Below are 13,542 nucleotides of genomic sequence, written 5' to 3'. Positions count from 1 at the left end.
TTTTTATTGAATATGTAATGAGGTAGATTTGTAATACTGATAGGGAAGTTTAATATATTTTTAATGAAGTGTATATTGACTTGTTATAACTTATTAAAATTTAGTATATATTTTTTAATCCATAGTAGAATAAACATCGTAATGTTAGTAAATTATTTGAATAATAAAGAGCACTATATTTATATTGCTCAGGATGTGTATTATGTATTAGTTTAATTATTATTATGATGAAATTTAATTTCAAGGTTGTTATTGATAAAATTTATAATGTTGGAATCTGAAAATAAAACTAGTGCTGTGTTACTAGAACTTATATGTTTAAAATGTGTGTTTATTATTATTCAATCTTGTTAGACTATTGAATTTTTAATTATGCTTTAGTGAAATAATATAAAAGGATTATTTAAAAGTAGCGAAGTATATCAATAAGCGATTCTACAAATTTTCTACATTGTTATGAATAATTCAATCTTACTTTAATATGTAGCAATTGTTTGAATTAATAGGTCATAGCATGTCATTATATAACATAATATACCTATGTTGTGATAAATTGATTAGCTAATGTTATTGGGGTTGAACAATATTTGAGTTGAAGATCCAGGTGTTGCTTCAGTAGAAGTTAAATATGCTGATACTGCTTGATGTTTTTGTCTATTATGCTGAACTAATTTTTTCATTTGGTTTGTTAATGATTTAGTTGTTTTTTTAAAAAAATATTTATTCTTACGTATAATCTTTTTTGTTTTAGATAGTATATTCGGTTTTTTAAATATGTGATTGTTTGGTATATAAGTATGTAATTCTGAAGGGAATTGTTGTGTTGTTGTGTTGTTAGATGGACGCATAGCATATTGTTTCATGTGTGTAATAAAATCTTGAGTTGTAATAATCTTATTATCAGCAGATGTTTCCATCTTTTTGAGTTCACTTATTAGTTTTATAGTGCTGGTACGTTTCTTAAATAATGTGATAGTGTTTTTAATGTCTGGTAATTGCTCAAAAAAGAAAACAGTATCTCCATAAGCTATACTTTTTGTAAATGTCGATCTTAGATGTTTTAGTGTGGTCAGTTCTTGTTGTAATCTTGGTATTACTGTTAGAGTAATTATAATCTGTTTTATCCTGTTTATAATAGAATACCATGGGTATTGGTATAATGTGAATTTATATACCTGATTATACTCAATATTTACTTTAATGCTTGTTGTTTTAATTTTATCGTATATTGTGTGAACAATATGTTGTGTTGCAAACAATTTTAGAACAGATTGTGTGTTAATTGGTTCTGCTTGCATTATGTCTCTATATATTTTTTTTAACTCGGTAGATATTGGTGTATTAGGATATTGAGTAATGTAAATAGATTTTTTAATAACTCCATGAAATGCTAATAATAAAGAGATATTATCATTTTGTATGACTGCCCCAATTGTTTTCATTGTATTTATTGTATGATTAGTTATGCTGTGCATATTTTTTGCAGTATTGTTAAAACGTATTTTTATTTCTTGTCTGATATTTGTGCTGTGTAATTTCTTTATAAATTTTGTATAAATATTGTGTTTTAACTGATTGATGTATTGATTATCTAATCTTGCTCGTGTAAACATTTTGTCTAATGTTTGATCCAGTATTTTATCAATAATGTAGTTTTCTTTTGGAAATAATGGTATGTCTCTTAGGGTGTTGTATATTAATTCTTGATACCATAGTTTTAGTAGTGTTAAGGACTGCTTTATATTTTCTGTACTTTGTATTTTTTCATATAACGCATTAGTATAGTGTTGTATTAGAAAGTAATAACGATAATACTCTTGATCAGTGAAGGGTTTACAAGTTTGTGAAAGTAGTGGTATTAACGCAAGTGGTGTTGTATTTGATATGTGTAATAATTGCTGTCTGAATTTTATATGCGGTAAGGAGTTATATGATCTATAAAAGTGAGTTTGCATTGTTATAATACTAATTTTATCATAAATTATGTTGTAAATTAACCAATGTTCCTGTAGGTATTATATCTATTCTAGCATAAAATTAATATTTTATTAAGTATTTTTAATAATTTTTATATAAAATAATAAGCATTAAGATATTGGATAATATGTAAGTGGTATTATAAAATTGTGTATGTAAATGTAAGTTTGTAGAATAGATGTGACAGATATAATTTAGATTACTTTATGTATAAGATGTAAGAGTCGACTTTTGTATTTTAATTAATGTGGAGGTAAGGTATTGATTACTATTATAGTTAATAAGGAAGAAAAAATATTTCAAAATGGATTAACATTATTTGATATTTTAAACTTATGTGGTTATGATAGTGGTGTTCCATTTGCTGTTGCAGTGAATAAGAAATTAGTAGTACGTGGTCAATATAGTAACACTTGTTTGAATAATGGTGATGTTATAGATATAGTTTATCCTATGCAAGGTGGATAAGTTATTTTTTTATATTCTGTTGAGTGAGTTGATATCTAAACATATTGAAATCTTTTTTGTGAATAAGTTTTGATGTATTACATTAAATATCTATGTTTGCTATAATGAGATATAGCTGTGTCATCTTCTAAGGCATATTAATATATGAAAATCGATATTATGGTTTGTATAATAAAAATGTGGAATAATAGTGAAATGTCTTTGTATTGATAGTAATTGATAATAAATGTTGCAGAATAAGGAAAAGGTATGTTGGATTTATATGGGACTTTATTAGAAAGTAGGTTGTTATTAGGTTCTGCTATGTACCCATCTCCCGATATTTTATGTCAGTCTATTAAATATTCAGGTACTGAGGTGGTTACAGTATCTTTATCAAGACAAATGCCATCTAAAAATGGTGGTACTGATTTTTGGGATATAATAAAAAAAAGTGGATGTCATATTCTTCCTAATACTGCTGGGTGTTGTACAGTGAATGATGCTGTACTTATGGCACAAATGGCAAGAGAGATTTTTGAAACTAAGTGGATTAAATTAGAAGTTGTAGGTGATGAATATACATTATATCCAGATATGGTATTGTTATGTGAAGCGGTTAAGGAATTAATCAATCAAGGATTCGAAGTTTTTCCTTATTGTACAGATGATGTAGTTATCTGTAAAAAGTTAGTAGATTATGGATGTCGTGTACTAATGCCAGGGGCTGCGCCTATAGGATCTGGGTATGGGATATTAAATATGTATAATTTGAAATTATTGAGGAATAGGTTTGAGGATATTATTCTTATAGTAGATGCTGGTATAGGTAGACCATCAGATGCTACTATAGTGATGGAATATGGTTTTGATGCTGTGCTTGTTAATACTGCGATTGCAAAATCTCTTGTACCACAAGATATGTCACGTGCTTTTAAACATGCTGTAGAAGCAGGACATATAGCTTATAATTCTGGAATTGTGCCTAAGAGAAATTTTGCAGTATCAAGTACACCATTACTGGATACGCCTTTTTGGTATCACAGTTCAGATTAATAATGATGAGAATTGATCATTATCTTTACTCTATCTTGTGGCCTTAACTTTGTAGTAATTAGGTGTCCTACGCAGATATTACATTACATGTTCTGTATTCATTTTTTAGTTTTGTGAAGTATTAACTTGTGTGGGATTTGGTATATAAGGAATATATATTTGATAATGTATTAGTACATCTTGGTTGTAGTTGAGAATAAATAATAACCTAAAGAACCTTTGTTTTATAATTTTAAGCTTTACAGTAATTAGGTTTTCTACGCAGATATTACATTACATGTTCTGTATTCATTTTTTAATTTTGTGTGTGTAACTTGTATGAGATTTTGTATATAAAAAGTACATACTTGATGACTTATTAACACATCTTGGTTATAGTTGAGAATAAATAATAACCTAAAGAACCTTTGTTTTATAATTTTAAGCTTTACAGTAATTAGGTGTCCTACACAGATATTGCGTTACATATTTTATATTCATTTTTTAATTTTGTGAAGTATTAGCTTGTGTGGGATTTGGTATATAAGGAATATATATTTGATAATGTATTAGTACATCTTGGTTATAGTTGAGAATAAATAATAACCTAAAGAACCTTTGTTTTATAATTTTAAGCTTTACAGTAATTAGGTTTTCTACGCAGATATTACACTACATATTTTATATTCATTTTTTAATTTTGTGTGTGTAACTTGTATGAGATTTTGTATATAAAAAGTACATACTTGATGACTTATTAACGCATCTTGGTCATAGTTAAGAATAAATAATAACCTAAAAAAAGCCTTTGTCTTGTAATTTGAGCTTTGCATCTATCAAATTTTCTGCAAATATTACGTTACATATTCTATATCCCATTCTTTTTAATTTTGTACGGTACCAACTAGAATAAGATGTAGCCATGTAAAGAGCGTATACTAAATTAAGTAGTAAATAAGTAAAATTACTAATACAATGTAAGTAAGAATACATAGTATATGTTCCAGTAAATACACATAGTGATATTAATGACATAAACCATAACTTATTGTATAAAGTAAAGAAAATTGTGAATATGAATGCCATAGGTGAAAACCCATCCTGAACGAAAATTAAAGAGTCTTTCTTTGGATGTTTGTATATTATAAAGGAATGCATAATGTAATTATGTATTTGCTATTGTATAGTGTAATAATATGATTAAAACTAAGTTTAGTAAATAAAAAGTATAATATCTTTTGTTATGTAGATGTATATATGTCTATAAAGATAACATTAATAATACAAGTTACGTATTCTTTATATGTATCTAGTGTACAAGTATGATTTAACAGAATGTAGTTCTGTTATTTTTTCTTACTGTTTTAATTATATATCAAATAATAAATTGTGTGGTATGCTTCACGTTTGATGATTAAGCAAAAATTATATTTTATGATAACGATTTAAACAAATTAATAAGGTTTGTGCAAAACGTTTCTGGATATTAAATCGGTGTATATAAAGTTCTAAAACTAGAACAATTGTAGTTATTTTATACTAATTATGGATGAGATTATGTTTTAGGTCATGTTTGTATTGTATAACAAATTAAATATACTTGTAGAGGGAAAACCTATATAAGATTGATTATTTGTATATTATCATATGTGTATATAATATCATAGTTAGTACTAAAACTGTCCATTGTAAGACACTGACTTGATAGGATATTAAATTTTGAGTTGGTACTTTGTAATTAGTAAATTAAAAAAAATCTACGTAAAGGTGATTATTTGTATGTTATCACATATATACCTGGATCTGTTATAATATCATGATCAATGCTAAAGCTGTATCCCATAGGATCACTTACTTAGTAAAATCTTAAGTTTTGAGTTAATACTTTGTGATTAGTAAATTGAAAGAAAAAATCTACGTAAAGGTGATTATTTATGTGTTATCACTATATACTTGGATCTGTTATAATATAATATCATGATCAATGCTAAAGCTGTATCCCATAGGATCACTTACTTAGTAAAATCTTAAGTTTTGAGTTAATACTTTGTGATTAGTAAACTGAAAGAAAAAATCTACGTAAAGGTGATTATTTATATGTTATCACTATATACCTGGATCTGTTATAATATCATGATCAATGCTAAAGCTGTATCCCATAGGATCACTTACTTAGTAAAATCTTAAGTTTTGAGTTAATACTTTGTGATTAGTAAATTGAAAGAAAAAATCTACGTAAAGGTGATTATTTATGTGTTATCACTATATACCTGGATCTGTTATAATATCATGATCAATGCTAAAGCTGTATCCCATAGGATCACTTACTTAGTAAAATCTTAAGTTTTGAGTTAATACTTTGTAATTAATAAATTGAAAGAAAAAATCTACGTAAAGGTGATTATTTATGTTTTTCACATATATACCTAGATCTGTTATAATCATGATCAATACTAACGCTGTGTATTATAGGACACTGACTTAATAAAATTATGGAATGTTAGATTAATGCTTGAGAGGTGAGTTAAATAGGATTTTTGCATTATCATTGTAGATATATTGTGTTTGTTGAGTGCTGAATGTTGTTACCCTATGCTTTAGGTATGCATCAATGGTACTTGAAAATAATTCTTAATGTAGCACAATAGTAAGGTTTGCTTAAGGGGATCTTAATTATGATGACGCGTTTTGCTCCAAGTCCAACAGGTTATTTGCATGTTGGTAATGTAAGAACTGCTTTGATATGTTGGTTATATACTCGTAGTAAAAAAGGTAAGCTGTTACTTAGGTTTGATGATACTGATCTTCAAAGATCAAGTGATGAATATAAAAGTGAGATTGCAAATGACCTAAAGTGGTTACATATAGATTGGGATTCTGAAATTAAACAATCTTCTAGATTTGACCGTTATGATGAAGTATTTGATTACCTGTTAAAGGAAGAATTAGTATACCCTTGCTATGAAAGTAAAGAAGAACTAGATTTTAAACGAAAGATGCAGCTAAAACTAGGACTACCACCTATTTATGATAGAAGTGCACTTAGGTTAACACAGGAAGAAAAGAATCAATATTTTGGACAGGCTGTGTATTTTAGATTTAAGATTGATCAGAATCGATTAATAAGTTGGTATGATGAAGTGCGTGGGAATGTGTCATTTAACCCCGAAAATATTAGTGATCCAATTGTGAAAAGGGCAGATGGCACGTATACCTATATGTTACCATCTGTAATAGATGATATAGATTTTAATATCACTCATATTATTCGTGGAGAGGATCATATAAGTAATACTGCAGTACAAATACAAATGTTTCATGCTTTAAAGGCTAGTATTCCTGTATTTTCACATTTATCTCTTTTATATTGTAATGATAGTAAGATATCAAAAAGAGTTGGTGGTTTTAGTGTAAAAGATTTGCAATCTTATGAATTGGAACCTATGGCTATTAATAGTTATTTTGCGAAAATAGGTACCTCTGATCCAATAATTGTGCACACGAAGATGCAGGATTTGATTGATGCTTTTGATATCACAAAGTTTAGTCAAGCGCCTACTCAATTTAATATAGATGATATAGTCAAATTAAATCCTAAGGTGTTGCACAAGATGTCATTTTCAGATGTTGAAAGTAGGTTACGCGATTTAAATGTAACTTCTCCAGATTTATGGTATTTCATCTCTGGAAATGTAGAAAAGTTTTCAGATGTTAAAAAATGGATGGAAATTTGTAGTCAGAATATTGTACCGGTGATTAATAAATCTGATAAAGATTTTATAAAGATGGCTTTAAGTGTATTTCCTGAGGGAGAAATTAATCATGATACTTGGAAAATGTGGATAACTAATATTAAAAGGGAAACTGATCGTAAACCTAAGGATATATTCCTTCCTTTAAGATTGGTATTAACTGGATTGTCTACTGGTCCGGAGCTTGCAAAATTGTTGCCTTTACTTGGTAAAACAGAAATTGTTCGTAGGCTTAGTTATTCTGACATATGCTAAGCTTTGTTTATCAGTTATGGAAAAGTTAAATGTAGCTTACTAGTGTGTGTATTAACTTTACAGTACTTGTGTATATAGATCTATTAAATTATTGTTTTTTTGATGCAATGTAAGCATATACAGGTTACTTGTGATATGTTCAGTAGATGATGTTTGTTATCTGAGAATACAATAATCAAGTATTTTATTGATGTCTTGTAACATTTTATTTAGATGTTTATTGATCTCGAATTTGCAAAATTGTTAGTTCATACTTAAAGAGAAATATTAGGTGATTGAATTTATAATGGATGAATTTTTAGAAATTGATTTCTTTCATATGTAAACAATTGCACACATTCATTTAGTTTAGAGTGTGATCTATCATACATAGTTATTTTCTAATGTTAAATGTATTTAATGTTATTCTTCTGATAGGTTTAAAATAATAGTGTATTTTACAGGATTGCATACACAGAGGTATTTAATTGATATAAGTTATTACTAATTTAGTGTTTATAAATCGTATGTGATTTTGATCAAGAAATGATTTATCTATTACTATGTGATATATTATGTAAGTATTTTCATAATTGGATTAGTTTCTTGTTATATTTTGTTGTAAGCTATTATTTGTTAGTTGGTTTGCATTACGCTAATTATTATTAATATACTTATGATGAATTCACTATTGTATGAGATTTTATTGTGTGTGCATTTTGTCTATTAATATAGTTAATGTTAATATGTTTAATAGATTTTGAATATGTTATTATTAATGAGTATTCTGATTTGTTGTTGGTGTTTTATGATAACGCACTCTATTAACTATAGTGTATCTCATGTGTGATAGTGATTATGTGAAAAAATGAATGGGATATAGAATTCAATTATGTAGTAAGTATTTTGCAATTCTTACCTATAGCTACCTAGTACGTAAAAAATTATGCTTTGATAAGTTGATTGACAGATAACACTTATGAGTAAGTAATTATGCATTTTTTAATTTGTGGATTAAATTCTTGTTAGTTAAGATAACATATAAATATTTTTTATTAGTTGATATATTTATAGGGTTATTTATTATTGAATCGATAGTGTTAGTTTGATTATTGTCATTAGATTTATTATCTTAGTTTTACGGTTTTGGTTTATACATATAAAATTGTGTAGTAAATCAGTGTTGAATTTGTATTTTTGTTGTGGTAGAAATACTGAGTCATTTATTACTTAAAATATGGCGGATGTAGCTCAGTTGGTAGAGCATCAGTTTGTGGCACTGACGGTCGCCAGTTCGATCCTGGTCATTCGCCCCATTTTTATTGAGTATTTTCACAGTTTTTGTATCAATAGATATTGATATATAAATATCCTTTGGGCGATATAATCTATTTTCATCTTCCTTAGTGTTAGTTTATGGAATTTTATGAGGTTTAGGTTATTAGTTTTATTGAGTATAAAAGATATTTTTTTGATAAATGATGTGCTTATGTGTATTTTTGTGAGTGGCTATTATTATTTTTTAAGTAGTACTTAATGTGTATTTAATATGTGAGTCTGTTATATTTGGATATTAAAAATCTGCTTTTATCTGTTTTTTTATTTTTGGTATCGTATTTGGAAGTAGTTTTGGGTATTGTGTTTGTATATTTTTATAGTGGTGAAAGAATTTTTGACATTACTGTATTTTTATATAATAGTTAGTAAGAGGACTTGTTAATGATAATTCATATGCGTAATCATACAATAGGGTTGTTTTTTTTATTGTTGATATTCTATTGTACTAATGCTTTTGCCAATGTAAAAATAGTAGCTACGGTTAATGGTGAATTAATTTCTAGCCTAGATTTAGAAAAACGTGTTGCTATAAATAAATTCTTTTACAATCTTAGTGATGATACATCTGAGAAGGTAGCATTGGATTCTCTTATTGATGAATATATATGGAAACAAGAGGCTGAGAAACTTAAGATAACTGTAAGTGAACAGGAAGTTCTAGCAGCTGTTAACCAGTTGTTTGTTATGAGAGGTTCTAACCACAAAGGGAATAACAGTAATGATTTTAAATCTTATGTTGAACAGCAAGGATTAGATTATGATATGTTAATACAGCATATAAAGTCTAAATTAATGTGGAATAAAATCTTAATGCTAAAGGTTGTGCCTTATATTAATGTTAGTAATAAAGAAATTGTAGATAGCCAAGAGAGTATTCTATCTCCTAACGGATTGGATATATTTGCTCATATTCAAGAGGTTGTATTGCCAGTGAATATGAATGATGATCATGTCACTAATAATGTGATTAATGATTTACGTGATGGGGTAAATATTGAGAATATTAAAAATCGTGTAAAAGGATCATTATTTGAAGAAATTAGTGTTAATGTTCAGGATATTGATGTAGTATTAGCTAACCAGTTGCTTAATGCTAAGGTTGGCGATGTAATTGGTCCTGTTAAAACCGAGTATGGTAACTTAATTATAAAATTACTTGACAAATTTGAGATAGGTAAAGAATTTGCAAATAGCGATGTAGATCTATGGCAAATATACTTGGGTGCTCAAGAAAGTAAAAAGTATTTTGATCAGGTTAGTGTACTAAAAACTAAAGCTAAGTGTGAGAATTTTCATAATCTTGCGGTTGAACTTGGTTTGCCTGCTCCATCAAGTTTTGTCACAAAGGTAAAAGACTTATCTGTGAAAATACAGAACAAATTACAATCTCTTAATGTTGGTGGTATAGTAGAAGTTCCTAATGGTGATGCTGTAAATATCATTATGTTATGTAATGTGACAAAAGGTAAAGCTGGTGATTCTGTTAGTGATATTAACATGATTAAGCAAAAGCTATATATGGAAAAGTTAGAAATGCAAAGTGAATACTTATTGTCTACTATGAAGAAGAATTCTTTAATTGAAAAATATAATTAGTTGTTATGTTACGTATTACATCTGGAAAATATCGGGGACGTAAAATATTTTCTGATAAGTTTTTAGATGCTCGTCCTGCTATGTCTATAGTCAGAGAATCAGTTTTTAATATCATCTCATCTCGTATGAGCATTCAAGGCAGTAAGGTGCTTGATTTATTTTGTGGTAGTGGTTCGTTATCTTTTGAGGCATTATCTAGAGGTGCAGCAAGTGCTCTATTAGTTGATATTAACCATTATAATTTACGTTTGGTTAAACAAACATCTGAGTATCTTGGTTTAATAGATAATGTTGTATTAATGTGTTGTGATGTAGAAAGATTATCTATCGCAAATGATCAATATGATATTGTTTTTGTTGATCCTCCATATAATAATCCTATGTTAGTTGATATCACTCTTAATATTCTCATTAATTTCAATTGGGTTAGGAATAATAGTATGATTATGGTGCGAGTAAATAAAAAGACATCTGTTGTTTTTCCAGCAGGATATCATATATTAGTTGAGCGTACTTATGGAACTTCTAAGGTAATCATGTTACAGTGTAGTAAAGAAGCGTAGTATTTTGCATATTAAGCTATTTGTTTATTAGGATGGGGTGATTATTAGTAATGGAGAACTTACTCTTATTAACCAAACTTCATATATCATTAGGGTAAATGTTGTTGTCTTAAATTGCTAGTAATTTTGTAAAAAATGTTATTGTTGGATTGTAACTTATACTATGGATATTAGCTGTAATGATTGTGAAAAGGTTTTTCTATATGTTAGTTGTAATTGAGTAGTAATAATTCAAGTTTGTTGATTTTAAAATTATAGGCAATACATTTTAATGGTTTTATACGGAAGTGTATTTTTGTCATAGTTGTCATGTTAGTTACTATAACATTAACTGTAGAATGAAGGGTACAGCTATGTAATTTGTTGTTGTAGATTCAAAGTAATAATTTATTTAGCTTTGGAGTTATAGATGATAGTTTGTTGCCTATATAGATGTGATATATTATGAAGGAGTTGATTAATTGTAGTTTAACTAATGTTTTATAGGAAAGGGAGTATTTGTTATAAAAAGAACATAATATAGATTTTCTTACCGTTAGGGTATAGCAATTAGTGTGAAGTAGTTATTATATATTGTAAATATAATATGTAATGAATATATAATGATGACCTAACTAGTGTGTTATAAATAGGCAACATATCTAGTTATACAAATATAATTATAAATTTTCCTAAAGTTAAAATATCTAGAACTGATTACATATTATAAAGCTTAATTTACAATTGTGAATATTGGTATATTTGTGAAGATATGACAATAAGTTAACTAGTATGTTGTAAAAGTAATGTACCTTAGTGATAAGAATATCATTATGAATTTTTCTACTATATGAAGTGTTTTAAGTCAATTGTAGGGTGATTATGTGTTATGAAACTTGTTTATAATTGTGATTGTTGGTATGTAATAAGGTGTCACAATAACTTGACTAGTGTGCTGTAAAAGTAATGTAACCTTAGTGATAAGAATATCATTATGAGTTTTTCTACTATATGAAGTGTTTGAAGTTAATTGTAGGGTGATTGTATGTTATGAAACTTATTTGCAGTTGTAATTGTGGTATGTAGTAAGATGTTACAATAACTTAGCCAGTGTGTTGTAAAAACAGTATGTTTGGTTATAATACCCACTATTGAAGTATCTAAAGTCAATTGTAGAGTGATTATATTGATAAAATTTATCTGAAACTATGGTGATTAGTGTGTAATGAGCATAATAAATTGCTATAAGTTTTTACTGTAAATTGGTAAATAGCATACTTGATGATATAAGTAAGAATTATTAATATTACTTTGAAAGTATGTCTAACTGCTTAATAAACTGTGTTTAGACTACAGTTTGAAAATGAAATGCTTACTTTTTATTTCAGGAACATTAATTGCATTGAATATGATGCACGTATTAACATTTGTATTGCATTAATTATTATGTGTGATTCTTATTTATGATAATAATAATGAAATCATCATAGGCACGTAAAATAGTCCTATAATTGTGTTGATTAACAACATAAGTGCTATCTTATCTGGGTTATTGTTTAATATTGTTGCTAATATTATACTGGTACCTGACATTGGAACTATTGCTATGAGTATTAATGCTCTATATATGTCATTATCATATAATTGAAAGGTCAACTTATCTATTATGATGTATCCAATCACTAAGGCAGGCCAGAGTATGTATTTTATGATTACAGCTAATGAAATTAGTTTCCAGTCTATACTTAAATTCTTGATGTTTGCAACTGCTACACCAAGTAGCATCATTCCTAATATAACATAAGTACCTCTGATATTCACTGCAAAATCAGATAGAAAAGTTGGAATAGTTATATGGAAGTAACTACAGGATAATGCGGCAATAGCAGCATAAACTGCCGGTAATGTAATTAGTTTGATCAAGCATTTTTTGGTGGTATATATTCCTTGTGTTGCAAGATAAAAACCAAAGCTATTTTCGAATATTAACATTCCTACATAGCAGAATAGATATATTGATACTGTATTATCGTCAAACATTGCAAGGGCTAGTGGTAGGCCAAAAAAACCCATACTTGAGCTTCCAGAACTGAATGCTAGAATGTTTCTTGTATTATCTCGAAAAACGAATGCAGATGTGTAATATACTATAGTTGACATGATACAGCATATCAGACATGTTAAAAATGGTAATGATAAAATTTCTGGGTTAATGTGTACTTGGGATATACCAAAAAATATGACAAGCGGTCCTACAATGTAAAACAATAGTTTTGCTATGCTAGGACTGTCTATCTTTAAGAGTTTCCCTGAAATAAAGCCTAGCAATACTGTTATGTATACAGGTAAGATCTTAAGTAGTAGGACTAAGAACATAATTTTTTAATGTGATATTATATTGATGGGATACTGTATCATAAATATGAATTGCTTTACAACTATAGAATTGTGAAAAATATATCTATAAAATAAAAATTTAATAATTGAAAAGGATATAGTACTTAATTTATTAAGATTTGATATTGAGATAATGTGTTGAGTGAATATTAAATCTATACATAGTGTGTTATATAATTAAATTAATTGATGTTCAATAAACATGCATTATTGTAGTAGGATAT

Annotated in this window: 8 protein-coding genes and 1 tRNA gene; 6 read left to right on the top strand and 3 right to left on the bottom strand. The window is 27.6% G+C overall.

The features are described from left to right. Positions 1 to 557 precede the first annotated feature (557 nt). Positions 558 to 1,955 carry a hypothetical protein gene (locus tag EDL80_RS04305; protein ID WP_158406945.1) on the bottom strand — a complete coding sequence of 466 codons (1,398 nt, stop codon included), beginning with the start codon at positions 1,953 to 1,955 and terminating at the stop codon, positions 558 to 560. A gap of 283 nt (positions 1,956 to 2,238) precedes the next feature. On the opposite strand from EDL80_RS04305, the gene thiS reads away from it, so the two are divergent. Together thiS and EDL80_RS04295 are read left to right on the top strand one after the other, a co-directional pair. Beyond that, positions 2,239 to 2,445, top strand: coding sequence for a sulfur carrier protein ThiS (gene thiS / locus EDL80_RS04300; protein WP_158406944.1), 207 nt, complete (start codon positions 2,239 to 2,241; stop codon positions 2,443 to 2,445). A gap of 249 nt (positions 2,446 to 2,694) precedes the next feature. Further along, complete coding sequence (locus EDL80_RS04295) at positions 2,695 to 3,480, top strand: thiazole synthase (protein WP_158406943.1); 786 nt, start codon at positions 2,695 to 2,697, stop codon at positions 3,478 to 3,480. Positions 3,481 to 4,254: 774 nt separating this feature from the next. On the opposite strand, the gene EDL80_RS05190 is transcribed toward EDL80_RS04295, so the two are convergent. After that, on the bottom strand, positions 4,255 to 4,617 hold the full coding sequence (locus EDL80_RS05190) for a DUF2628 domain-containing protein (RefSeq protein ID WP_158406942.1): 363 nt from the start codon (positions 4,615 to 4,617) through the stop codon (positions 4,255 to 4,257). A 1,517-nt stretch (positions 4,618 to 6,134) separates the two neighbouring features. Here EDL80_RS05190 and gltX point away from each other — a divergent pair. The 4 genes from gltX to rsmD all read left to right on the top strand — a co-directional run bounded on the left by gltX (position 6,135) and on the right by rsmD (position 10,942). Beyond that, on the top strand, positions 6,135 to 7,466 hold the full coding sequence (gene gltX / locus EDL80_RS04285; protein ID WP_158406941.1) for a glutamate--tRNA ligase: 1,332 nt from the start codon (positions 6,135 to 6,137) through the stop codon (positions 7,464 to 7,466). 1,219 nt (positions 7,467 to 8,685) lie between these two features. Continuing rightward, a tRNA-His gene (locus tag EDL80_RS04280) sits at positions 8,686 to 8,761 on the top strand. A 403-nt stretch (positions 8,762 to 9,164) separates the two neighbouring features. Then, complete coding sequence (locus tag EDL80_RS04275) at positions 9,165 to 10,379, top strand: SurA N-terminal domain-containing protein (protein WP_230957603.1); 1,215 nt, start codon at positions 9,165 to 9,167, stop codon at positions 10,377 to 10,379. 5 nt (positions 10,380 to 10,384) lie between these two features. Next, on the top strand, positions 10,385 to 10,942 hold the full coding sequence (rsmD, locus tag EDL80_RS04270; protein ID WP_158406939.1) for a 16S rRNA (guanine(966)-N(2))-methyltransferase RsmD: 558 nt from the start codon (positions 10,385 to 10,387) through the stop codon (positions 10,940 to 10,942). Positions 10,943 to 12,382: 1,440 nt separating this feature from the next. Here rsmD and EDL80_RS04265 read toward each other — a convergent pair. Further along, positions 12,383 to 13,297, bottom strand: coding sequence for an AEC family transporter (locus tag EDL80_RS04265; RefSeq protein WP_158406938.1), 915 nt, complete (start codon positions 13,295 to 13,297; stop codon positions 12,383 to 12,385). Positions 13,298 to 13,542 lie beyond the last annotated feature (245 nt).

It is taken from the genome of Ehrlichia ruminantium, assembly GCF_009728835.1.
Classification (GTDB): Bacteria; Pseudomonadota; Alphaproteobacteria; order Rickettsiales; family Anaplasmataceae; genus Ehrlichia; species Ehrlichia ruminantium_B.
Note: the sequence above shows the minus strand (reverse complement) of the source record. Positions and strands in the feature narration are given on the sequence as shown.